General features: G+C 46.9%; 22 protein-coding genes and 1 pseudogene. 19 read left to right on the forward strand and 4 right to left on the reverse strand.

The window, feature by feature from the left end; genetic code table 11:
- Nucleotides 1-511 precede the first annotated feature (511 nt).
- The 19 genes and pseudogenes from J7E85_RS24300 (at nt 512) to J7E85_RS24385 (ending at nt 22197) form a co-directional block, all read left to right on the forward strand.
- Nucleotides 512-985: a MarR family transcriptional regulator gene (locus J7E85_RS24300; RefSeq protein WP_251036010.1), complete on the forward strand. Its 474-nt coding sequence runs from the start codon at nt 512-514 to the stop codon at nt 983-985.
- A gap of 74 nt (nt 986-1059) precedes the next feature.
- Entirely contained in the window at nt 1060-1641 is a 582-nt protein-coding gene (locus J7E85_RS34240) for a nitroreductase family protein (protein ID WP_251036011.1), read from the forward strand.
- Nucleotides 1641-2087: a nitroreductase family protein gene (locus J7E85_RS34245; protein ID WP_251036012.1), complete on the forward strand. Its 447-nt coding sequence runs from the start codon at nt 1641-1643 to the stop codon at nt 2085-2087. The genes J7E85_RS34240 and J7E85_RS34245 overlap by 1 nt, the downstream gene beginning before the upstream one ends.
- Before the next feature lie 228 nt (nt 2088-2315).
- Nucleotides 2316-3233 carry an HPr(Ser) kinase/phosphatase gene (gene hprK / locus J7E85_RS24310; protein ID WP_215162359.1) on the forward strand — a complete coding sequence of 306 codons (918 nt, stop codon included), beginning with the start codon at nt 2316-2318 and terminating at the stop codon, nt 3231-3233.
- 158 nt (nt 3234-3391) lie between these two features.
- Nucleotides 3392-4186 (forward strand): DUF2935 domain-containing protein, encoded by a 795-nt coding sequence (locus tag J7E85_RS24315; protein ID WP_215162361.1) that lies wholly within the window; start codon nt 3392-3394, stop codon nt 4184-4186.
- A 291-nt stretch (nt 4187-4477) separates the two neighbouring features.
- The gene (locus J7E85_RS24320; RefSeq protein WP_215162363.1) at nt 4478-4696 is read left to right on the forward strand and encodes a hypothetical protein; all 219 of its coding nucleotides are present in this window, start codon (nt 4478-4480) and stop codon (nt 4694-4696) included.
- Nucleotides 4697-4754: 58 nt separating this feature from the next.
- Nucleotides 4755-6248 carry an arylsulfatase gene (locus tag J7E85_RS24325; protein WP_215162365.1) on the forward strand — a complete coding sequence of 498 codons (1494 nt, stop codon included), beginning with the start codon at nt 4755-4757 and terminating at the stop codon, nt 6246-6248.
- Between the two features lie 99 nt (nt 6249-6347).
- Nucleotides 6348-7000 (forward strand): annotated as a pseudogene (locus J7E85_RS24330) (M48 family metallopeptidase).
- A gap of 237 nt (nt 7001-7237) precedes the next feature.
- Nucleotides 7238-7858, forward strand: coding sequence for a histidine phosphatase family protein (locus J7E85_RS24335; protein ID WP_251036013.1), 621 nt, complete (start codon nt 7238-7240; stop codon nt 7856-7858).
- A gap of 350 nt (nt 7859-8208) precedes the next feature.
- On the forward strand, nt 8209-8463 hold the full coding sequence (locus J7E85_RS24340; protein WP_213644571.1) for a CUE domain-containing protein: 255 nt from the start codon (nt 8209-8211) through the stop codon (nt 8461-8463).
- A gap of 326 nt (nt 8464-8789) precedes the next feature.
- The gene (locus J7E85_RS24345; protein ID WP_251036016.1) at nt 8790-9428 is read left to right on the forward strand and encodes a L,D-transpeptidase family protein; all 639 of its coding nucleotides are present in this window, start codon (nt 8790-8792) and stop codon (nt 9426-9428) included.
- Nucleotides 9429-9966: 538 nt separating this feature from the next.
- Nucleotides 9967-12459, forward strand: coding sequence for a winged helix-turn-helix domain-containing protein (locus J7E85_RS24350; protein ID WP_251036014.1), 2493 nt, complete (start codon nt 9967-9969; stop codon nt 12457-12459).
- 165 nt (nt 12460-12624) lie between these two features.
- A complete protein-coding gene (locus J7E85_RS24355) occupies nt 12625-17073 on the forward strand; it encodes an S-layer homology domain-containing protein (RefSeq protein ID WP_215162371.1) in 4449 nt (1482 codons plus the stop codon).
- A gap of 198 nt (nt 17074-17271) precedes the next feature.
- On the forward strand, nt 17272-18093 hold the full coding sequence (locus J7E85_RS24360; RefSeq protein WP_215162373.1) for a GNAT family N-acetyltransferase: 822 nt from the start codon (nt 17272-17274) through the stop codon (nt 18091-18093).
- A gap of 201 nt (nt 18094-18294) precedes the next feature.
- Nucleotides 18295-18987 carry a response regulator transcription factor gene (locus J7E85_RS24365; RefSeq protein ID WP_215162375.1) on the forward strand — a complete coding sequence of 231 codons (693 nt, stop codon included), beginning with the start codon at nt 18295-18297 and terminating at the stop codon, nt 18985-18987.
- 83 nt (nt 18988-19070) lie between these two features.
- Entirely contained in the window at nt 19071-19994 is a 924-nt protein-coding gene (locus J7E85_RS24370; RefSeq protein ID WP_215162377.1) for an ATP-binding cassette domain-containing protein, read from the forward strand.
- The gene (locus J7E85_RS24375; RefSeq protein WP_215162379.1) at nt 19987-20748 is read left to right on the forward strand and encodes an ABC transporter permease; all 762 of its coding nucleotides are present in this window, start codon (nt 19987-19989) and stop codon (nt 20746-20748) included. Before J7E85_RS24370 ends, J7E85_RS24375 begins: the two co-directional genes overlap by 8 nt.
- Nucleotides 20749-20771: 23 nt before the next feature.
- Nucleotides 20772-21683, forward strand: coding sequence for a sensor histidine kinase (locus J7E85_RS24380; RefSeq protein WP_215162380.1), 912 nt, complete (start codon nt 20772-20774; stop codon nt 21681-21683).
- Between the two features lie 304 nt (nt 21684-21987).
- Nucleotides 21988-22197: a hypothetical protein gene (locus J7E85_RS24385; protein ID WP_215162382.1), complete on the forward strand. Its 210-nt coding sequence runs from the start codon at nt 21988-21990 to the stop codon at nt 22195-22197.
- Nucleotides 22198-22215: 18 nt separating this feature from the next.
- Here the strand turns inward: J7E85_RS24385 and J7E85_RS24390 are convergent, their stop codons facing one another.
- The 4 genes from J7E85_RS24390 to J7E85_RS24405 all read right to left on the reverse strand — a co-directional run bounded on the left by J7E85_RS24390 (nt 22216) and on the right by J7E85_RS24405 (nt 25144).
- Nucleotides 22216-22614: a YxeA family protein gene (locus tag J7E85_RS24390; RefSeq protein WP_215162384.1), complete on the reverse strand. Its 399-nt coding sequence runs from the start codon at nt 22612-22614 to the stop codon at nt 22216-22218.
- Between the two features lie 114 nt (nt 22615-22728).
- Complete coding sequence (locus tag J7E85_RS24395) at nt 22729-23460, reverse strand: ABC transporter permease (RefSeq protein ID WP_215162386.1); 732 nt, start codon at nt 23458-23460, stop codon at nt 22729-22731.
- An 11-nt stretch (nt 23461-23471) separates the two neighbouring features.
- Nucleotides 23472-24221: an ABC transporter permease gene (locus tag J7E85_RS24400; protein WP_215162388.1), complete on the reverse strand. Its 750-nt coding sequence runs from the start codon at nt 24219-24221 to the stop codon at nt 23472-23474.
- Entirely contained in the window at nt 24221-25144 is a 924-nt protein-coding gene (locus J7E85_RS24405) for an ABC transporter ATP-binding protein (RefSeq protein ID WP_215162390.1), read from the reverse strand. The genes J7E85_RS24400 and J7E85_RS24405 overlap by 1 nt, the downstream gene beginning before the upstream one ends.
- Nucleotides 25145-25248: the final 104 nt, after the last annotated feature.

Raw genomic sequence — 25248 nt, forward strand, 5'->3', positions numbered from 1 at the left:
TAGTAGACTAAGAACTACTGGTGAATACAGCATTATGAAGACAAAAAGAAGACATTCATCTCCAAAACGCGGGGTGAATGTCTTCTTTTTACACTATTTGCACCGCCTCCGAAGAAAAACGCAAGTTCTTCAGTGGCCTCGATGACGCAGCTGTCTTTTTTCTCCGCTAGAAGCACAAGGCATACACGCGTTCTGCTGGCGAAGTTACTGCTGCGTTAAAGGCTGATATGAAGAACGGACGGAATTGACATCGGATCAAAATAACCTTAAAATAGAATTGTTTCATGTGAATAAATATTTCTGTTTTATATCAGATTTTGGCTTGTTTTATTGATTAATTATTTATTCAATAGAAACAATAATCTAATACGAAAGGGTGTGATATGTCTGAACAACTGAAATCATCATAACTTTCCGGGGTGTAACTTCTCTGGTATGCTCATATTGTTTCTTGCGAAACTAATTTTGGTTATAATGAAAAAAAACAATGAGTCGAGGAGCTTGCATAATCATGAGTACGAGCAAAATAAAAAACGCTATCCATGAAAATTTCATTCAATTTCTGCAGCAAAAAGAACAATATGAGAACCGGTTAAGCAGCGCTTTTATCGAAGAGCTCCGGAAACTAATAGAGATAGAATCCACACTAAACATAACGGAACTACATACCATCGCGTGTATTGGTGAGCAAGAACCGATTAATGTTACTTCCATTGCCGAAACGATGAACCTGAGCAAAGGGAACACCTCCAAGATAACCAATAAATTATTGAAGGCGGGTTGGGTTCGCAGGGCCCAGCTTAATGATAACAAAAAAGAAGTGTACTTCCGGCTAACAGCGGCCGGGAAAAGGCTTTTTGCTATTCATGATGAGCTCCATATCAAGGAGCAGCAGAGGATGAACGATTTTTTGGACAGATATAGCGAATCCGAGCTTGACCTTATGAAGCGATTATTTGGAGATTTGGTTGACTTTTATCATTAAGAATATGTTCGCCGATGCGATACTTGAAGATCTTGAAGGGTTGTTCAAGTGAGCAATGGCTGGAGGGTGAATGCATGGATTTTGTGAAGACGATCAGAGAACGAAGAAGCATCCGCAAGTTTGACTCCATTCCCGTGGACCAGGAGCTGGTGATCGAATTACTCTACGCTGCGCGGCAGCTTTATCCGTCCACAGAGGAAGTGGCCTTCCGAAGCGTGTATGCGGGGACGGCGGATTCGAAGGAACGTTTGGCTGTCAGTATGCTGGAACCGCTGGTGAAGAACAGACTGGTCAAATGGCTGCCGGAAAAGGTTCGGGATTTCGTTCGGAAGAGGGTCACCGATATACCTGGCCATCTCATCATCATTGCCTCTACGGATGGGGACAGAAGGAAAAGTGATATGAATTATGCGGCGGTCTGCGGGATCATGCAAAATTTTCAGCTTCTTGCCTGGCAACGTCGGCTCGGTACGCTGTGGGATACAGAACCGATGATGCAGAGCAAAGAATTATTCGAGCTGTTGAAGCTGCAGCCCAATGAGAGGCTGGTTGGTATTTTTCATCTGGGGTACTACGATAAGGCCCCAAGAGCCAGAGCACGAACACAAGCAGAAAAGAAATGGACGATCTTATCAAGTGAAGGAGGGGTCATTTGATGAGCTATAGCGCTAGACCCGTTTCCGAAAATCATATACTGGAACTATTAAATGTTGCTGTATGGGCTCCTAATGACGGAATGCGGGAACCTTGGCGGTTTATATTTATCAGCTCCGGCAATACTGACATGCTATCTGAATTGCAGGATCAGGCTTCGGCTTATCTGATATTGGTCATTAAGGAAGATCATGATCCTCATAAAAGAGAAGAAGATTACGGAGCAGCAAGCTGCCTTATGCAAAATTTCCGTCTGCTCGCTCAGGAAAGCATGCTCCATGTGCGAATGACGATGAATGACTGGATTTATGATAGAGCTTGCACCCGTCGTTTTGGTGTTCATGATGACGAACGGATTGTTGCCGTGCTGGAAATGGGATATGATGAACAATCCATGGAGCCTGTGAAGGCAGAGAGCACACCGGACCTTACCTTTGAGTTGTTGTAGATGGATGCCATGCAAGCCTACGATCATGATCACATTATATACTCACAAGAGTCGCCAAATAGGCGACTTTTTTTGATGTAAACTCATGTTTGGAGGCAGTCATGGTCGTCCTGGATCTAATTAGCCGGAAGGGTGGGTGGCTCGTAAATGGAGACAAAGAGGCAGGAAAATACCTGTTGTTCGTTGAATATATCCGAATACATACTGCAACCGCAGGAGGAGAACAACATGAAGTCGATCACCGTTCAAAGTCTTACGGAAATTTTTTATTTGGAAGTACTTGCAGGAGTCAATCGCATGGATCGTATGATTACCCGTCCACAGACGCACCGACCCGGGCTGGAGTTTGTAGGGTATTTCGATTTTTTTCCTATGGAGCGAGTGCAGGTGCTTGGTCGCAAAGAAATCAACTATTTATTGACGCTTAGCATAGAAGAACGCAAGTTACATATCGGGAATATCGTCAAATATCATCCGCCGTGCTTTATTGTCACGTCAGGACAGCAGGAGATTCCTTATCTGACGCTATTCTGTAATCAGGAAGGCATACCATTATTGCGGACGACAGAGACAACAACCGAATTTATCGCTAAGTTGGACAGCTATTTGGTGAAGACTCTGGCACCGGAGATGTCGATCCATGCGGTATGTGTGAATGTATCGGGCATAGGTATCCTGCTTCGTGGTAAATCCGGGATTGGCAAAAGTGAGACAGCCCACACCTTGATCAGACGTGGTCACCGGTTTGTGGCAGACGATATTGTGGTGCTTAAAAAGCTGGGCCCTTCGACTCTTCTTGGCACGCATAATGAGACAACACGCGAGTTTCTGGCGCTGCGCAGCATCGGCTTAATTAATGTCGTTCGTCAATACGGACGCACGGCGTTTCAGGACGAGACGCGAATTGTGCTCGATATTGAGCTGTCGCCTTGGCGGGAAAATTCCCTAAACAACGAGCTCGAGGCGGTACCTCAGTTTACAGAGTATTTAGGCATTCAAATCCCGCATATCGAGGTCCAGCTTCAGCCGGGACGCGACGTTGCCAGTCTGATCGAGGCGGCGGCCAACAATTGGTATCTTAAACAACTCGGATACAGTGCGGCTGAAGACTTTATGAAACGGATCGAAAACGAGATGCAGTCGTGAGCCGGCTTTAGGCAAACAACAGATTTTTTCTTGTCGTGTGTTATGTTATGGATGATGCTTAAAGTCGCGAATATTGTCCGATTATCCCTTCCGCGTTCTACTCCGCTGTCAGTAGCATATATTTTCTGAGAATAACGCTATTGGGAGGGGCAAGATCAATGAGTGATCCCTTGTATGAACACCGGTTTTGGTTACAGATTCTTGGCGACCACTGTCGTTTTATTTTCACTTCGCTTTCACCCAAGGAAAAAGGGGATATCGCCACAGCCGAGTCCTTAATGGCTAAATTTGATATGCTGCTTGGGGAGTCGCGGCGACCCGAGGCCTCTACATTCATCGAGAAACTGACGAAGGATGCCTATAAAGCCTCTTATGAACTGCGAGAGTTCAAGCTGAATTTGCTGGAACGACAGCTTGCAGGCAAAATTGATTTTCTCCTGACACCTTCCTTTGTCAACCATATGGTCAATGAATTGGAGGAATATCTTCGGATACTACAGGCGTTACAAGAAGGTAAGGGCGTACCTCTGTTCCATCCTTTGCATTATGATATGTTGTGGCTGCAGGATGCATATGGTCATGCAGCAAGCCTAGCGGCCGATCTGGATTTTGCTGAAAAGCCGTTAATTGCAAAAAGTATGGCGTTTCAGAAAGATTTTGAAGGTTTTTATCTAAAGGCAGTAGAAATGACGGGTTATTTAAGGACCCATATAAAAGATTTCCCTGCCCTGCGCAAATTCCATGCTGATGTCGATATGGAAATGAGGGTGTTCATGCACTTTCTGGCGGAACTCGAAGAATTTGAACTGCGCGGAGAGGTGCTGGACCGGATTAATCCGCTGATGCCGGATCATATGTATCGTGAAGAGTGCTACTATTTGTCCAAGTTGGCTGCTTTGGGTGAAGTACAGAACCCGAACTGCGATCCGACAAAGCCGAGAGTCACTGGTTGAAGAGTAGTGCCCTCATGCCTTGCATTTGATCGAAAGACTGTCACTCGATGTATGCTGATCAATAAAAAGATGGCGGTGCATCTAGAACTGACCAAGGTTGCCTCGAATAAGCAAGGTGTCCTACGAAGTCGTCATATTGGCGACTTTTTTGTTATATCCAAAAGGGCAGGAGTTTGTAACGATAGCTGCCTAACTAACCAGTAGAGATCAGTCAGCTGCTGGACAGGATAGCGTGGTAATATGAAGTAAAATGCAACGTAGGAGAACGGATATGATGGATCGGATAAAGAAATGGACCTGGATGATGTGATATTAGTCCCTCTTGGAATTGCGATCACATTGAAGATGATTGCGGAAGCCGTGGTCCAAGAGCATGAACTACAAGCCGAGGAACGGATGAAGCGCGGTAAACCAAAAAATTGGTTTGCAGGTAGTATGATTATTATATTATGGATAGCGGCTGTGCTATGGATTTCACTTATTGCATATCGGCATGTGTTGAACGAATAGGATTCGATAGCTTCAATGGATGAAGAATCCGCGGGGTGTAGTTGGGAGGGGGAACGTGATGAACTCGAGTCAAAACCAAGGAAGGCCAAATGTTCTACTCATTACAGTCGATCAGATGCGTTTTGATTGTCTCAGCATAGCGGGTCATCCTGTCGTTGAAACGCCCAATCTGGACGAGCTTGCGAGGACTGGTGTACGGTTTAGCCGTGCATATTCTGCCACACCGACTTGCGTACCTGCAAGGGCAGCCATATTCACCGGGCAATCACAGCGGACTCATGGCCGTGTCGGCTATCAAGACTGCGTGCCATGGGATTATAAGAGAACGCTGCCGGGGGAATTGGCCGATGCCGGTTATCATACACAGTGTATCGGTAAAATGCATGTCTATCCCGCACGGAATCTGATGGGGTTCCACAATGTCATGCTTCACGACGGTTACCTGCATCACAACCGCAATTACCATAGCATTCCGATGCAGGAGCATTACGATCAAGTAGACGACTACTTGCAATGGCTCCGTGAGAGGGTGCCCGGCGCGGATATGATCGATCTCGGTCTGGATTGCAACGCATCAACCGTCGCCCGTCCTTGGCATTTGGCGGAAATGCTGCATCCGACGAATTGGGTGGTCACGCAGTCTATTGATTTTCTACGTCGCCGAGATCCTGGGAAGCCATTCTTCCTGTGGATGTCTTTCGTCAGGCCCCATCCGCCGTTCGACCCCCCGCAGGCGTATCTGGATCTGTATGAGGATGCCGATATTCCAGAGCCGCCGGTGGGTGATTGGGCGCAGACGGAAGACCCCGATCTGGCTGGGTACTCCCCTACCACAGGTCGGGGACTGGTACCGAAACGCCGCTTACGTAAAGCGATGGCAGCCTATTACGCCCTGATCACGCATCTGGATCACCAAATTGGCCGCTTCTTACAATCGTTGAATGAATATGGCGAGCTGCAGAACACAGTCATCCTGTTTACATCGGACCACGGCGAGCTGCTTGGAGACCATCACTTATTCCGGAAGTCTCTTCCGTATGAAGGTAGTACCCATGTACCGTTTATCGTCAATGATCCGGGCAATCGATTAGGCTTGCAGCGCGGCATGGTGTCGGATCAAGTGGTGGAGATGCGGGATATCATGCCTTCGCTGCTGGAAGCGGCTGGCGTGCCTATACCGGATACAGTCAAAGGAGAAAGCATCTGGAGACTTGCCTCAGCAGAAGAGAAAAAAGGGCAAAGCGTTCGGTCTTGGCGCCACCATCTGCATGGCGAGCACGCACAAGGAATGCAGTCCAATCACTGGGTGACTAATGGGGAGGAGAAGTACATCTGGTTCTCCCAAACGGGCGAGGAGCAATTCTTTGACCTGATTGATGACCCACAAGAACTGCATAATGCGATTGCGGATGAAGAACGTCAAGAACGTATCCGATATTGGCGATCTGTTCTCATACAGGAGCTTGAAGGACGTGAGGAGGGCTATACGGATGGGCAACAGCTGATCACAGGCCGGAAACCATCAGCAATATTATCCCATGTCAAAATATAGCTGCGAACACGCAACAGGTTGAATCTTACCACAAATAGAGGAGGATTCGGTTCCATTCTGTTACAATGAAGATAAAATCTTTTAGAAACGAAGTTGAATATGAAAATTGAACTAGGACAACAACAAATAGAATGTCATGTAGAATATGGCCCACGCAAAAGATCTCGATCCAAATCGATCCCTCAGGGCTGGTTACGGTGAAGGCACCGAATCATACTGGTGATGATGTGGTGCTGAACGCTGTGAGGCAGTATGGGGATAAAATTTTGAAACAACTGCAAGCAATTGAGGCATCTCGAACTACTCCGAAGATCAGAGCATACGAAGAGAGTGGCAAATTCCTTCATCTTGGCAAATATTATTCGCTTGATGAGTTAATCGAAACGCATGGGCTTACGGAAGAAGCGCTCCAGCATGAACTGAAGAAGTTTTACTTCGCCAGCTGTAAGAAGGTGATCGGGGAACGGATAAAGATCTATAAGAAGCAGCTGAAAGTCACGCCTAAATCCTTCACCATTGAGGAATCGCGAACGAAGTGGGGCAGCTGCAGCTCGACTAAGCATCTCACCTTCAATTATCGTCTCGCGATGGCGCCTCTCGAGGTCATTGACTATGTGGTCATTCATGAGCTCTGTCATCTCATTCACATGAATCATGATCGCTCCTTCTGGCGACTCGTTGGCAGCACGATGAAGGATTACAAAGCGAAGGAAGCGTTCCTCGCGAAGTATGGACACGCCATGACTTTATAATGCGTTGGACAAGAATGTGAACAGAAGCAGTCAGCATGAACGTAAACAAGTAACTGAAAATTTCCCAAACCGGTACGATTAATGATCAAAAATAAACACATATGCATGCTTAAGCCGCCAATATGGCGGCTTCTTTTCTTACTCAATATCGAAGCGTGGTCTATTCATTGAGTCCAAGACAATGCAACATCTGATTAGATATTCATATAATTTAAACATTATCTAATTGATGGGCGTATGAAAGGAATGATGATGGTGAGCACAGAGTTTTACTTAGTTAGACATGCTGAAAAAGAGAAGCGTGTTGGAGATGTTTCCATTTCAACCGAAGGGATAAAGCAGGCTCGTATGACTGGCAATCATTTTAGTGAGATGTCCATAGATAGAATCGTTAGCAGCCCGCTGAATCGAGCAAAGCAAACCGCTCAGATTGTTGCAGAAGCAATTAATATAACCATATCAGAGGATGTTCGGTTACGGGAACGTGCGAACTGGGGAGACTCGCCTGGTCAAACATTTCAGGAGTTTGTTGAGATGTGGAATCGCTGCAATAAGGAACGAGACTATGTGCCTCCTGTGGGAGACTCCGCAATAAGAGCCGGTGAGCGGTTGTCTTCCTGCTTACTGGAGCTGTCAGATCAGCATCCACACGAAAGCATGGTTATTGTGACACATGGTGGTTTGATCACAGACTTTATGGTAAATGAGTTTGCCGAGGAAGAGTTGAACCATACACACCCCGATTTTATAAGTGCACAAAGCGATCTGGTCCCAGAATGTTCTATAACGCATATCAGATGTTGTGATGGGCGTTTCACATTAGTCGATTTTGCCAACATAACTCACTTACTTCGTTAAACTAAAGGAGAACGTTATGCATCCCGCACACCGGAGAAACTTGAGTGCCAAAACAGAACCGAACTTAGGTTGGTTATGAATCGAAGGCCCCCTTATAGGCCTGAACCAGAAACGCTCTCAGTTGTTCCTGACCAATTCCTGGATCAGGTGGCTTGTGAAGAAATCATAAGGGAGAGTTACGTTTATGATATCTTCACAGCTTCAACACATTTAATATGTATGATAAAGGAAGAGTCATTACTGACCCGAATATCAGTAGGAACATGCCAGCTATGAAGGTTATTTTATTCATCATCCTGAGCAAGATTGAATCTTACTGGGCATGAGGGTCTTGAAAGGAGGTGAACATCATGAACTCCAAGTTCATCGCGATAGTAGGTGCTGCTGTTTTGACACTTGGCATCGGAACTGCGGTCTATGCTGCGGAGGTGGCTCCAAGTACCTTTAAAGACATGATTCCATTCATGAAAGAAATGCATCCCAATCTCAGCGATTCCGATTTAGAGCAAATGTACAATAATTGTCACGGAAACTCGAACACCCAAGGCATGATGCAAAATAACTCTATGATGCCAACAGTAAATTCAGGCTCAATTTATAATTGATTTGAACCAGCAAAAAAGACTGTCTATGCACAGTCTTTTTTTTGTTTAGATATTTTTTGTTTTGTCATCGCTTTAATAAAGCAGGATTGTTAAAATCGCTTGTACAACTGATGATCCTCTTGAACTAAAGCGATACATTAACAGCTAAAAGGGCAGGTTAGTTCTCGGTGAAGAAGTTAAGCTAACAGGGGAAGGAGGAAAATCAACAAAAATGAACTGTATAAAATGACGTTATTGATTCAATATTAAAGATGTTTGATCAATATGAAATGAAGTTAAACTGGTGAAAATACATGATACCAACTAATCAAAAATTAATTCTAATCATGTTGGCAATCCTAGGAGTATTTCATTTAACTACTCCTGTCTTGCCGATTATACATGATCAAAGCGATCTTGAGATTGCAATTTACCCTGAACGTCACAAATTACTTGTACGAGAACATGGGCAAGTAATTAAGACCTACTCTGTAGCAGTTGGCAATCCGTCAACTCCGACTCCAGTGGGAGATTTTAGAGTTGAATATAAAGGAACGAATTGGGGACCCTCATTTGGCCCACGATGGATAGGATTAAATGTACCGTGGGGAAATTTTGGAATCCACGGTACGAATAAGCCCTATTCAATTGGTCAACACCTTAGCCATGGTTGTATCCGGATGCATAATAAGGATGTCATTGAACTGTACGAATTAATTCCGATTGGAACCAAAGTAACGATATACGGTCATGTACTTGGAGACACAAATCAAAATCCGAGGGATTTAGCTGAAGGGGATGTTGGTGGGGATGTGCAGCTTATTCAATCCCGACTAAAAAGTGCAGGATATTACAATGGGGAATGCGACGGGAAGTTCCGCTTCAGTACAACCCAGTCACTTAAGAAATATCAGAGGGATCATCACCTTATTCCAAATGGTGTTGTTTCTCGAAAGGTATATGAAGAGTTTGGCTTGATTGAATAAATGAGAATCCAAGGTAAACAGCCCTCATTCTGCTTAAGCAAAATGGGGGCTGTTTTTTGGCGGCAGAAACGGATTCACTCGACCTATACAAAGATCAACCAATTTATCATCGTCCATGCTGCTCGTGCCGCCGGGTGATTGATAAATTTGATTTTGCTATTGTTATTTAGGATAAAACCGTGCCATTCTCGGATGGCTTATTGGGTGACTTCCAAGTATCGACTCTATTAAGAAAACGGGTTGCTCCCAAAATACAGGTGCAAAAGTTCTTAAACTAAGATAGTCTGAATTTTAGTGATAATGATATCCTTCATTCTATAAAACAATGTCACACATCTGCTGTTATCCCCTGATTATGAATTTCCCAACATGTCATTACACATTACCAGATTGACAACAACGATAAGGCCCAGAGAGGCTAACGAAAAGAGGCTGCATGATACAAGAGAGAGAGGAAAGCCAATTCTTGCTTTTAACTAAATTGAAACTGCCCCAGCCCCTTTATCAATCGGTCCCACGTCCCCGGCTGCTTGCGCGATTGAATACGGGACTAAACCGCAGGGCGACATTTGTGACGGCTCCCGCCGGATACGGTAAAACGACGCTGGTCAGTGATTGGGCCAGACAACTGGACCTACCCGTCGGGTGGTTATCGCTGGATGACAAGGATAATGACCTCATCCGATTTTGGAACTACTTCATGAAAGCGATCGAACAGGCAATCGGTAGGTTGCCAGATTCCGTTCGTGCCTCGAACGCAATGCTAAGCCCGGGCCAATACGAGCCATTTATGGTTGCTCTATTAAACGAATTGAACAGCCTGAATGAGCGGATTATTCTGATACTGGATGACTGGCATGTCATACATAATACGGATATTCAGGCATCCGTTTCTTATTTTCTGGAGTATTTGCCTTCCCACGTGCATCTGTGTTTCTCAAGTCGAAGCATCCATGGATTTCTAAAATCAAGATGGATTAGTCGGGACTGGATCCAGGAAATCCATACCCAGCAGCTGTGTTTCAATTTGCAGGAGACGGTGAATTTCTTCCAAAACGTTGAGAAGAGGGAACTGCAGAGAGAGCAGATTGAACGAATCCAATTTCAAACCGAGGGCTGGGTGACAGGACTTAGGCTGATCTCGTTGTCTATTCATGATGATGAGTGGATGGGAGCTTTCAAGTACGCACATTCCAACCCGGAACGCGTCGAGCTATATTTATTCGAGGAAGTGTTTGAATCGTTGGACGAGCCAACGAGGCAATTTCTGTTGAACGTCTCGATTTTACAGCGAATGAACGGGCAGCTATGTAAGGTTGTAGCTGGCGAACATGGTGCACAGATGCTAGCGGAGCTGGATAAACGCAACATGTTCCTCATCCCGCTGGATGAGAACAGGGACTGGTTCCGATTTCACCATGGATTCGGCGAGTTTTTGCTGAAGCAGCAGCGACACCTTGATCCTGCGAAGACAAATGTGCTATTCCAATCGGCTGCAGCCTGGTGTGAATCGCAGGGACTGCTCGAAGAAGCGATAGATTACTACTTGGCCGGAGCCTATCATTCGGAAGCGATACGTCTGCTAGAACAGATGAGAAGTTTGATGGTCCGCAGGGAATTTTCGACCATGAAGGTGTGGTTATCGGCGATTCCCGAGGAACTGCTTATGCAGTATCCGTACCTTTATTTTTCGTACATTTTTTCGTTATTGTGGTCCCAGGAGCTGGAGCTGTCGGAACGGTATTTACAGCTAGCAGAAAAGCATTATGCTGCTTCCTCAGCAAGCTGGAGCCCGGAAGAGAATAATCGCTATTTGGGATATTTGTATTATGTAAGGAATTTTAAAGCGACCCAATATGACATGGATATGATAAAAGGACTGGAGTATATCCATCTGTCACTTCAGCATAGTCCTAAAGGAACGGATCTGATCTTTGCATCTCCTCATATGCCACTTTCTCCTTCTATCTACAGGTCATACAATGGCAAGCGCGGCCAACATTTGCCTCGGGGCCTTTCGGATACCTTCTTTTTGAGCATGATCGAGTTCATGAAGCCAATGGGCCTGCAGGATTCGGTCGTTGTTTGTTATGGAGAATTACTCTACGAACGCAACGAGCTGGAGCAGGCGGAGGCTTACTTGAAACTGGGCTTACAAGGCACGAGTCAGGCGCATTATCAACCAGAGAAGGTATACGTTCCCGCGAGTCTTTTCATGTCACGTATCAGCAAATCCAGGCAGGACATCAGTCAAGCCGAAAAATGGCTGGAAGAAGCCTATAGAAGGGCGATTGAGGATGGCGCTAAGGAAGCCCCCATCTTGCTCGATGTCGAAATGGCTCGTCTGCGAATGGAATCTGGAGACTTGTCTGCAGCTGTCGAATGGAAGGATCGCTACAAGGTCTCGTCGGATGATCCGGTATCCGTATATCAGCTATTCGTCTATATCTTCCTCGTTAGAGTGTTGATGGAGACCGGCAACAGCCAGGAGGCATGGGCGTTATCTGAGAGATTGCTGCAAGTCGCGGTAAAAGGCCATCGTCCGATGGACGCCTTGGAGATCCAAGTGCTCCAGGCGCTGATGCTGCAGGTGAGGGATAAGCCGCAACAAGCGCTGCTCAAGCTGGAAGAGGCGCTTGTATTTGCGAAACCCGATGATTATATCCGTGTGTTTGTTGATAAAGGCCATCTGGTAGCTGAGCTGCTAGCGGAGTATGTCCAACATCGTCAAAAAGGGAGTATTCGAGATAAAAATGCACCTTCCCTTGCCTATGTGCGGAGAATATTGTCCGCTTTCGAAGGAACAGCCGAATCTCCGGTACAAGGCAAAGCAACATTAGAAAAGCTTCTGACACCGCGAGAATATACGATATTTCGTTATATGGAGGAAGGGATGGACAATCCGGCAATCGTTGAAACGCTTGGCATCGGAATGGGGACCTTGAAGGCACATATCAATCGCATTTACAGCAAGCTGCAGGTGAAAAACCGAGTCGAGGCGATTAAAAGAGGTAAAGAGTTTCAGAGTTAAACACGGAAGGTTGTAACAGCAGGCTCGCTGAACGCTGAACGGCGGGTCTCTTTTTATTCTACTGAACTATAACCGGGCCTATAACCGGGGTTAGATTCGAACTATCGAAAAATCCAATATAATGGTCATCGTGGCAACTGAATAACGAAAGGAAGAAAAGACCAGATGAGACGCATCTTCTGTATTTCGATGGCATTATTTCTCGCGATAGGCATCATCCCGTTTCAAGCATTCGCCAATTCGAATGATGCAATGTCCGGTGACGGGACGGCGAACAATCCTTACGTCATTACAACATTAAGTCAATTAAACGCCGTACGTAATGATTTGAACGCTCATTACAAGCTCGGAGCGGATATCGATGCTTCGGAGACAGCAAATTGGAGTAACGGGGCTGGCTTTATACCTATCGGCGACAACGGAAACGGTAATAGCCCGTTCACCGGTGTCTTCGATGGAGCTGGATATGTCATTCGCAATCTGACCATTCATCAGCCCAAGATGGACATTGTCGGCCTATTCGGGATGGTAGGCTCCAACGGGTTGATAGACCATATCGCTCTCGAAGGAGGTTCGATCATTGGAAACAACCATGTAGGTGGGCTTGCAGGGCGTAACACTGGAACCATTGAACAGTCCTACGTTACCGGAACGGTTAGAAGCCAGATGACCACCGTCGGAGGGTTGGTAGGATACAATGGCATTCAGGGTAAAATAACCTCCTCTTACTCTACAAGTGCCGTCTCCGGCACCGATTATGTTGGTGGTTTGGCAGGGCGTAATGACGGGACGGTGAGTGACTCCTATGCTGCCGGTACGATCAGTGGCACCTCTATAGTCGGTGGGTTAGTTGGGGACAATGAAGGTGGGGAAATACTCCGGTCATACGCCACGGGTGCTGTCAGCGGGAGCGCTGAACATGTCGGCGGCCTGGTCGGTTATAATATTTCTGCGCTCATTAGTCAGTCATACTCGACGGGAACTGTCCATGGTGGAATTGCTGTCGGCGGTCTTGTGGGCAGCACGGACCACGGATCGATCATTCAGTCATACGCCACTGGCAGCGTCAGCGGGCGCGATCATGTTGTGGGCGGTCTGGTTGGGAGTAACAGCGGAACTTTTAGCGACAGTTTCTGGGATGCCGAAACGGTCGGCTTGAATAGCGCCTGCGGATACGATACATACGGATCTTGTAAAGCGATCGGCCTCACTACCGCACAGGCACTAACACCATTGAGTTACTCGGGCTGGGATTTCAACAATGACTGGTTTATGGTCGAGGACTCGACGCGACCATTCCTTCGCTCCGAATGGTCGGCCGCAATTGGGAACTCGCATCAACTGCAACTGATGGCAATGGATCTGTCGGCGAATTACACACTGACGCAGGGTATTGATTTCGACACGACGTTCACTGACAACAGTCACTCCGATATGTGGGCGACGAGTACAGGGAACGGTTTCGGCTTTGAACCTATCGGTAATGACAGCACTCCGTTCACAGGTACGCTCGACGGCCAAGGATATGATATTACGGGCCTTTATATCAACAGGAGCAGTTTGTTGAGTGTCGGTATGTTCGGCCATATTTCTAGCGGTGAGGTTCGTGACGTTCAATTAAAGAATGGAAATGTCACCGGCGGCCTTCAGACAGGCATGCTGTCGGGACAGAACGGCCCCAGCAGTCAGATTATGAAGGTCCATGTTTCAGGGAATGTTACCGGAGCAGACAAGACAGGTGGTCTGATCGGGAATAACGACGGAACGATCGGCAGTTCTAGTTCGACTGCTACGGTCATTGGAATGAACGAAGTCGGCGGTCTGGTCGGAAGGAACAGCATAGGGAGTGTTACTGGGGCTGTGTATGCTATCGGGAGCGTTAGCGGAGACAGCCACATAGGTGGATTGGTCGGCTTGAATGCGGGTCTGGTAAATAACGCGTACGCAACGAGTCAAGTTGATGGTCAATTCAATGTCGGCGGGTTGGTCGGACTCCTTGATATGAATAGCCAAGTTAACCTGTCCTTCGCCGCGGGGACTGTTACCGGAATGGATTTTGTCGGAGGCCTCGTGGGGCGGAATGAGAGCGGTAAGGTCAATGATTCGTACGCAATCGGTTCCGTTGGCGGTCGTTCCGATGTTGGCGGACTCGTGGGAAGGAATATCGGTGACATCAGGACCACTTATGCCGTCGGCGGTGTAACCGGCAGCAGCGAAGTCGGCGGGTTGGTCGGACGGGAATTCGGCACGGTTACAGCGAGCTTCTATAATAAGGAAACGACCGGGCAATCCGATACTGGTAAAGGTGAACCGCGGGTGACGTCGGAAATGAAACAGCATGCACTCTTCGGTACCGAGTGGGACTTCAGCGGAATATGGGTGTTACAGGAGGGAGCCATGTTTCCTGTTTTACAAGGAATTGCAGCTAACCTCGAATGGGACGCTGCACCACCAACCGTCTCCAGTGCGAAGATCGAACGTGAGCATCCGAACAACGTCATCGTGAGCTTTGATGAAGAAGTCAGCCTCACTGATGCCGGGGGAATTACAATTACAGCGGACGGGAGGCCTTCTACAATTACTCGGGTGAGCGGATCGGGGACTCATACGCTTGTCTTTAACGTAGATAAAGCATTTGAAGAAGATCAACAAGTTCTCCTATCCTACGATAAACAATCCGGAAATATTTCCGACCATGCAAACAATGCGTTGCTCAGTTTAACGGATCGAATCGTCGACAACCTGGCTCGTCCCGTTGACCATACACCGCCATCCATCGCGATTACGATGACCACGGCGGATGGAAGGGAGTATGTTGATCGCGCGTGGAGCAATCAAACGGTTAACGTAAGTGCAGAAGCCTCTGACGAGTCTGGTGTCACTTCATTTACGTATTCGCTAAATGACGGATTGTCGTGGAGCCCTTATTTATCTGATATCGTCCTTCGTGATGAAGGTGTTCATAACATCTCGTTCAAAGCCGTCGATACAGCGGGGAATGAATCGATCGAACGACGCACAGTCTGCATCAGCACAACGGGAATAACGTTGACGCCTACACTAGTGAAGGCGGACGGAAGTGAATATACGAGCGGCGAATGGACTAGGTCGAGCGTAACCTTGAGCGTCTATGCCGAATCGGGAGTCAGCGAGATCGCCAATCTGACCTACACCCTGAATGGGGGGCCTTCACAAGCCTACGAGAACAAGGCCCTCATTGAAATATCGAGCGAAGGCGAAACTAACATTCGATTTGAGGCGTCCAATCAAGCGGGCAATACGTTATTCCTGGACATCACGGTGAAGATTGACAATACGCCGCCATCGATTACGATTCACCCTAATGGAAGTGAAATGCAGGCAACATCGGCAACACCGAGGGTAACGGTCATTGATTCAGGAAGCAGCATAGATAAAGCCTCGCTGGAGTTTCATTGGACGACCGATTCGTCCATGCCAGTTACAGGCTGGAGACCATTTGTGAACGAGGCTACGCTTATGAAAAGTGGTGTTGACGGTGATTGGTACTTGCATGTAAGAGCACAAGACCAAACAGGTAATGCGGTTAACGTCACGTCTAGCCGGTATCGTCTGACAACCCAGAAGACGAGTGAAGCAAGCGATGCAAGTCTCACTAACGGTAGTCATGTATATTCACTGCCGAGCAACACCTTTCTTGTAGGCTTGGAAGGGAGAACCATTGCTTTTGAGGGGGGACAGATTCTCATCCCTGCTAAAGCGCTGAAGAGGCCATTTTATTTATCCATAAATCTAACACTTCCAGATGTTGATGAATTCCCCCTATCCGAAGGAGAACAATTAGCTAGTAAAATCGTGGAGTTTAAGAAAGATGTATCCGGAAAATTCGATAAAGACGTAACCATCCGCCTGAAATTTGACGCCAACGTCATACAAAAAGGCCGTCATGAGCTCCAACTCCGTCAGTTTAACGCAGACACGAAGGAATGGGTGACGCTGGATAACGTCAACATTGACTGGGATGAGGGGACTATAAGAGGTACAACCGACCACTTTACTTCATTTGCGATTTTCGCGAGAACGACGGTGCCAGCTGAAATCGGTGTTTCGTTTACCGATGTGAGAGGTCATTGGGCACAAAAGAACATTGAGAATCTTGCAGGAAAAGGCGTTGTAAACGGTTATACAGACGGAAGCTTCAGACCTGACCGTACGATTAGCCGAGCAGAATTCGCGGCAATCCTGGTGCATGCATTGGGTCTCACTAGTAAAGGTAATAAGGAATTCGCCGATACAACGGATCATTGGGCGAGGCAAGCCATTTCAACAGCGTATTATTACGGAATCATTCAAGGATACGATTCGGTTACCTTTGGTCCCGACAATTTCATTACGCGCGAAGAAATGGCACAAATGGTAGTTCAAGCTATTCAATTGGACCAGGCGCTTACCAACAAAACCTTTGCCGATCAGGATAAGATTGCGGCTTGGGCACGGGAAGCGATGATGATTGCAGTAGATCATGGAATCATGAAGGGTTATCCAAACGACATGATAAAACCCAAATCTCATGCTAGCCGTGCAGAAGCGATTACCGTGATTTGGCGCGCCATGGAGATAAAAGGCTTGGATTAACGAGTGTCGAATAAGGGAAGGACTTGCTGGCATTTAGCCACAAGTTCTTTTTTCTTTGTGAAATCAAATCAACGCCCTCACATCATGTGAGTATGGTAAAGTAGAACTTAACGGACAGATGATGTTCGTCTCCCGGCTAGGTGTTTCGAACTTTTATAGCTTTAGTTTTATTGATGCGACAGTGAAAAGGAGAAAAATATGTTAACGACACAACAACTACAAGACATTGAACAATTGCAAAAAGAGTGTGAAATTCATGATCATGTACAACTGAAGCTTAACTGGGAAATGCTAAGAGACCGCCAAACGGAGCCGCTTGATTTTTTTTATTATGAAAATGGCGAACTTATAGCGTTTTTAGGTCTGTATGCTTTTGGTTCTACTGTCGAGGTATGCGGCATGGTAAAACCAAGTGAACGTCGAAAGGGGCATTTCGGGCGGTTATTTCACCTGGCAATGGAAAAAGTAAACTCAAATGGATACAAGAAAATCTTGTTGAACGCGCCTGCGGGATCAGATGCGGCAAAATTCTTTTTGAATACACAAGGTGCTGAATATGCATTCTCGGAGCATCAAATGGAGTGGAGCGAAACGCCGCTGGAGGAGACAAACGATATTCTTCTGAGACAGGCAACCGAAGAGGATTTCGAAATGAGCGTTCGTTTGTCCGTGACGGCGTTCGGATTGGACGAAGATGACGCCAGAGCGATGGAAAGCCATCATTTCGCGGATAACACGGATATGCTCATGATTGACGTGAACGAAGAAACGGTTGGAAAACTTCGGGTGAGTCGTGAAGACGGGCAGGCATGGATTTATGGTTTCTCCATCTTGCCGGGATATCAGGGCAGAGGTATAGGCAGAAAAGCGCTTCGTCAAGTCGTTAAAGAGCAAAGCTCTGCCGGATTTACGGTACACTTAGAAGTCGAAACGAGAAACGATTATGCTTTGAGGTTATATGAGTCAGTTGGATTCAAAGCGGTACATGTGCAAGATTATTATAAATACGAATGCAGATGATGACTCTTATTCTCCACTGATATTAAAAATGATGTTAGTAGTTCTTCATTAAGGAAACCTGTCGGAGGACAAGAACATACTTGCATAAGTGTCGCCAAAGGTTATTCTGGAAATAATGGAGAAAATCTCATATCTTTTATTGCTAGAGGATATCTAAGTAATAAGCGACTACATGCTACTACATAATATTAAGGAGATACGATGGATAATTCGATACATATTCTCGTAGCCGAGGACGATAGTGACATTAGTCAGCTGCTATGCAGCATTATAAGAAAAAGCGGCTACGTTCCACAGCCTGCGTTCTCCGGCACAGAAGCACTTCTCTATCTGGAGCAGCGCCAATGGAGCATGGTACTGCTTGATCTGATGTTACCGGGTATGACAGGTGAGGAACTGCTCAAACGGATCGACGGACGGAGAAATGGTCCAGTTATTATAATTTCAGCCAAGGGCGAACAGCATACCAAGGTATCGGCACTGCGAGGGGGGGCGGACGACTTCATTACGAAACCGTTCGATATCGAGGAAGTGTCGGCGCGAATCGATTCCCATCTGCGTCGGTTTGCGCAGATAGCGCAGCCGATTGTGCCCAACGTTCTGCAGCATAATGGACTTGTGCTCGACCGCGACGCTAAGTCCGTAACGACGGATGGGATAGAGCTTGCACTGACCGCCCGGGAGTATGAGATTCTCGCATTGTTAATGTCAGCGCCTAAAAAGGTATTCACGAAAGCCGATCTATATGAAAGTGTATGGAACGAGCCATTCTATGGAGACGTCAACACGGTCAACGTACATATGAGCAATTTGCGCAGCAAGCTGGCAAAGGCCGCGCCGGGCAGCGAATTTATCGAAACGGTATGGGGCATAGGTTATCGGCTCATGCCTTAAGACATTCTTAAGATTTGGCTTTAGACCCTCTTAATTTTTTGTTCCTATACTTGGTCTATCACATAAGGGAGGCCAAGACGACGATGAGCGAATACGTATTGCAAACGAACCAGTTATCCAAGAAATTCAAAGGTAGCCTAGCGTTGGACAAAGTGAATTTATCCATCCGCAAGGGCTCCATTTATGGCTTTATTGGGCAGAACGGAGCAGGAAAATCGACGCTTATACGCATCGTGACTGGACTTGCTTTTCCAACCGAAGGAACGATCGAACTGTTCGGCGCCAGCGATGAGCGGGCGTTGATTCAAGCTCGTAAGCGGATCGGGTCGATTATCGAGAGCCCTGCGTTGTTTCCCCATATGACCGCCGCTGAGAATTTGGAGGCGAACCGGATTCTCCGCGGCATCCCCGGCCATGATTGCGTCGCAAGCATGCTTGAACTGGTCGGACTACAGGGAACGGGCAGGAAGAAGGCGAAAAATTTCTCACTTGGAATGAAGCAGCGACTCGGACTCGGAATCGCCTTACTAGGTGATCCGGAATTTCTCATCCTGGACGAGCCGACCAACGGGCTCGATCCGATGGGGGTCATTGAAATGCGCGAGCTGCTCAAGCGGCTCAACCGCGAGCGAGGGATTACTATTCTGATCTCTAGTCATATTCTGAGTGAGTTGTATTTACTGGCGAGCCACTTCGGCATCATTCATCACGGCCAGTTGCTGGAGCAGCTCACTGCCCAAGAATTGAACGGCAAATGCCAGCAGTACGTGTTTATAAAAGCGGATAATCCGGACAAAGCGGCAACTGTAATTCAGAATGAGCTTGGCACAACGGATTTCGAAGTGATGCCCGATGGCGCCATTAAGCTGTATAGCAGCATCGAGCACCCAGGCAAAGTATCTTCGGCATTATTCACCGCTGGCCTGGAGATTGAGCAGTTTATGCCGATGGGCGAAGACTTGGAGAGCTATTTCACGAAGCGGATCGGGGGTGCCCTGCATGTATAATTTAATCAGAGCCGAGTTATTCAAGCTGCGCAAGGACAGATCGTTCCGTGTGCTATTGCTCACAATCGCTGCTCTTTCACTAGCGTATCCGCTGCTCTATTATTTTGACAATATGTCCAATGGAGATCCGCAGATCACCGGTGCCGAGTTTTTACTAAACTTTATTACGGGCAATGCCTATGTTATCAAATTCGGAGTAGCGGCTCTGGCGGGATTCTTCATCTCTAACGAATATTCGACAGGTGTCATGAAAACTATTGCATCGTCGGGCAACGATAGAGGACGGCTGTTTGCCGCCAAATTGATTGGATTCGCAGTCGGTGCGATGGCTATCTCTCTCGTATTTCCGATCGTCAGCACGATCGAAGTTTCAGTGCTTGCAGGTTTCGGTCAACTTCCGGAGGAGATCGACCCGTTCTTTATACCAAGAGTCCTCGGATTAACGCTGTTGTATGCTTCGGGCTATGCGGCGGTTGGTGCCATGTTCACTACCGTATTGACCGATAGCGGCAAAACGATCGGCTTCTCGATGATTTTCTTCCTAATGATCGATTCGATGATGACCGGTTTGGGTGAATATATCCCGTTGTTTACTACGCTGTACGATTATTCTATCTTCAAGCTACTAGGCAATATCAGTAAGACCAATATCGACAACGGTGATCTGCCAGCGCTTCTGCTCGTGCCATTGCTGACGATCGTCATATCCGGACTGCTTGGTATTCTCGTGTACCGTAGAAAGGAAATTAAATAAAGGACGAGAGAGGCGGGAGAGTCTTGCTTATCATAACGCTCATATTGGCTGCGGTGGTAGCTCTCCTGCTAGCCCGTCTGCTGCTGTTGAGGCGGGAGTTGGGGAGGATGACAGAGCAACTGCGCCGTTACAATAAACGGACAACCGGCAAAAAAATCGACTTAACTCTATTCGACCGGAGGCTCGAAGCGCTAGCGGTACAAATTAATCGCCAGTCTGATCTCATAATCGACTCGGAGGCCCTCAGAAGACGAACCGAGAATGAGTTAAGGCAGGCGATTGCGAACATTTCCCATGATATTCGGACTCCTCTGACCTCCATAATCGGTTTTATTCAACTACTGGAAGCAGAATCTATTACGCCTGAGGAGAAACATGAATACGTCACAATCGTTAAAAATCGTACAAGACGGCTTCAAGCGCTATTGAACGATTTCTTCGAGCTGTCGTTAATCGAGTCTTCGGATTATCGACTTAAAACCGAGCGTATCGGAATGACCACCCTCCTGACAGACACTCTCGTTGGTTTCTATGATCGGTTCAACGAAAGGGGGATCACGCCGGAGATCCGATTGCCGAAGGAAGAGGTGGCTGTATATGCCGACGAATCTGCTGTGCGAAGGGTCCTCGAGAATTTGCTCGCCAATACGGTCGAACATGCTACCGGTCTTGTGGTCATTCGCTTCGAGCAACACCATAAGACGGCCGACTTTACGATTGTTAACGAAGCAAAGGAATTATCCGAAAGCGATGTGAGGTTCCTATTCGATCGCTTCTATACGGTCGACCGTACCCGATCCGCCCAAGGATCGGGACTTGGTCTTTCCATTGCCAAAAGTTTAATGGACAAGATGAATGGCTCGTTGACAGCGGAGCTACATGGAAGTAACTTGACGATGACCTGCCGGTGGAAGTTGAGATCCACTGATAGATGACGGTGTCGGATTTCCCGAGAAACAGGTCTCATAACCGATAACATTTGCACTCCGATTAGATGACTCGGCATGCGGCCTGTGAATAAAGGGGATCTGGACAGTTTTATTTTGCCAAGGCGTATACCATACAGGCCTGGACATGGTAAACGTGCCATAGAAAATCGGGATTATTATATAGGCCATTGCGGAACACGAAATGATAAAATTTCCAATATATATCAACTATTGTATGGCTAGATGCGTTTTATACTATAGAATCTAGATGATAACGCTCATAGAATATCTGTATATGGAGTGGATAATCATGATATCCGAACATAAACGAAACACAGTGAAGGGAGTCTTGTTAGGACTCGCTTTTGTTATGCTATTTAGCAGCTGTACGTTGTCAGATGCCAAATCGAATAATACCCGTATCGGGGAAGAGACTGCGATTATCCAGCCTGAGCAGGTGGGCTTCGGATCGATCGTGTTATATGAAGTTTTGGATTACATTGGTAAGAAAACAACTTGAGAAGAAAACAGGTGAGTGTCACGTCAATTCGAGCAAATCATTACAATCGGCGTGGTTGTATTTTTTAGGAATGGAGGGCTCGGATAAGCTTGGTATAATATAGATAGGAGAAGAGCCGCTCTCATACGGAGCGGCTCTTCTGCCATTGTATATCTTTTTCTTTCTGCACTTAGAGGTAAGCTGCTTCGCCTGCACAGGTATAGCGTCTGCCGAGACTTCTTCCCAGTAGGTGACGCCCCTCAGCATTGAGACATACAGCTTTAAATACGCCCCGTTTTGTAATGGCTTGCTAGAAGAAAAGGACAATGATTTCGGCTTCCCTTCGTTTGTATAGCTAACCAATACGTAGATATATCTACCATTATTCCCAATGCCGGGAGCACAATCCACGATGGTATAGTAGGTTTCTTTGCCCATCGGAAGATCTGAGGTCAATTTGACAGTTGACATAAAAACCACAAAAAGTGCAATTCAAAATGCGAGGATGGCAAATGCTCTTTTCATATTCAATGCTCCTTTTTCTTTAAGAATTTAGGATGAAGCGACATCTTTATATTTCAAGCGGCGGATGGACCATGCTCCCAATAGCAGAATAAAGGTGCTGTTCATGAACATAAAAACGAGGTTCTCCGCAAGGGTTAGTCCTTTTTGACTCAGGACGCCCATTCCTATGGTCAACAAAGAGTACGGAAACAGCATGCCAAAGTTCAGCACATACAAACCGAGTCCCAGAAAAACGGCGCAAAGGCTGATACCGATAGGCGTAGCGAAACTTCTGATCCTTATGGACAACCCCAACTGCAATGCCGCAATGGAAATGGAAGCGAACCATCCGCGCAGGCTCCATACTACGGTTTCCATCGGGAACGGACCCGGAATGGAGAACAACCGGCCAGCGGCCCAGTACATGAACATAAAGAAGGTCTGGGCCGCGAAGATCAGCAGGCTGACGGTAAACAGTTTAGCAATAAACAGACTGGTGATGGACATTGGGGAAGCAAGAACCATATTCCAGTTACGGTTTGCGTGTTCCAATCGGCATACGAAGGCACAGCAGATGGCAATCAGGATGGGCAGAAAAAACTCTCCATAAAACAAACTGACTTGTGTCCACAGGCTGTACCAACCGTTCTGCAAGGCCGCTTGGTTGAAATAAAAGTTAAAGCATCCGATCAGCAGGCTGAATACGGGCAGTATCGCCAGTACTAGGCCGATGCGGGAATGTCGAAGTTTGAGCCATTCGGCGGAAATGCTCCTGAACATGGGGTTCCTCCTTAGATCTCTTGTTTTGAAGTGTGAATGCTCCCTGCAAAATAGAAAACCGCAGCCAGAAGAATAGAAGCAATCAGCAATCCAGCAGGCAGCGTGCCGGATAGATATGAACCTGAAGTAGAGCTGTACACATAGGTAACTGGACTTAAATCCATGTAGTAGGACCAAACGAACAGGTGACGAATGCCGGACGGAAATAGCCCGGATGTCGTTCCAATAAAGCCGCCCAGCATGCCCAAACATAAGGAGAAAGCCTGATTCCGTACCGTAAGGGACAACCATTGCTGGAGAGCGATGATGACGAATGTTGTTACCATCGTTCCGATGGTAAATTGGATGAGCAGGGAAAGCGGTAAACTGCCGCCAATGCCTTTGGATTTGCCGAATCCCACGATGAAAACAGCCTGCGCCAAAATACCGTAGAGGATCAGGCTGTTCGCACATATGTATTTTGCAGCGTAGACATGATTCCGACCTATATTGGTTGTCATTAACATTTTCCAGGTGTTTCCCTTATGCTCCATGTCACAAATGCGGGAAACCACAATAGCTGAAATAATAGGAAGAAACAGACCGTTCATGGAAGAGATGCTGAAGATCAAGGCTTCCCAACTCGCATTTGCAGCGCTCCTTGAGATGGAAATACTCATGGACATGGAGGCCCAGACCATCTCAGCAGCAAGAAACAGCGTAAGCATGACCCAGATCCGTTTGCGGCGAATTTTGAAATACTCCAGTGACAGAGCGTTCATTACAGGCTTCGCTCCCTTCCGGTCAAATCAAGGAAAATGTCTTCCAGGCTCTTTTTATGCTCCTCAATCCGGATGACGGGTAGATCTTGTTCCACCAGCACCCGATTTATGCGTGAAACTTCCTCGTCCGGGAGTTGTTCAAACACAAGCTGTTTCCCCTGGATCTTGGGTAAATATCCTTGGGTTAGCAGAATCTTCTCCGCTCTTGTCGGGTCCGTTGTCTTGAAACGAATGGTGGCTTTGTTGCTGGTTTGGAGGTTCTGCATCGTCCCCTGAAACAGCAGCTTACCGTCATTAATAATGCCTACGTACGTAGCAATCTGCTCTATCTCCGACAATAGATGGCTCGACAGCACCACGGTAATCCCGTATTGTCCGGGGAGGGATTTGATTAACTCACGGATTTCGCCGATACCCGCAGGATCAAGGCCATTCGTTGGCTCATCTAGAATCAGCAGGCTGGGAAAGGCGAGCAAAGCCATGGCAATGCCTAGCCGTTGTTTCATACCCAAAGAGTATTGGTCTGCCTTCTTATGCTTATGGTTTTCGAGTCTTACAATTCGGAGTACCTCGTCTATATTCTTGCTCGGGACGCCGCGGAGGCGCTGCATGACCTTCAAATTCTCAAGTCCAGTCAGATGGCCGTAATATGATGGAGATTCGATCAGGGAACCGGTCTGGTTCAGAATGGACGGGCGATGATTGTCCAAGTCTTTGCCAAACACTTTGACCTTGCCTTCGGTAGGCTTAATGAGCCCGAGCAGCATCTTAAGCGTGGTTGTTTTGCCAGCTCCATTCGGGCCCAGGAAGCCGAAGATTTGTCCGGGTTGCACTGTTAGATTCAGCTGGTTTACACGGTGTGTACCACTGTAAGCTTTGGACAGGTTATGGGTCTCCACGATGGGGGGCGACGTAATTAACATTGATTTCAACTCCATTTCATAAAGGTCTCTGTTACTCACTATAGAACAGGATCCTTGCGTTCCGCTGAAGTTAACCTTACATTTACCTTAAATAGATTAGGAAA

Origin of the sequence: Paenibacillus sp. ISL-20 (assembly GCF_018613005.1) — a bacterium.
In the GTDB taxonomy this organism is placed as follows: domain Bacteria; phylum Bacillota; class Bacilli; order Paenibacillales; family Paenibacillaceae; genus Paenibacillus_AQ.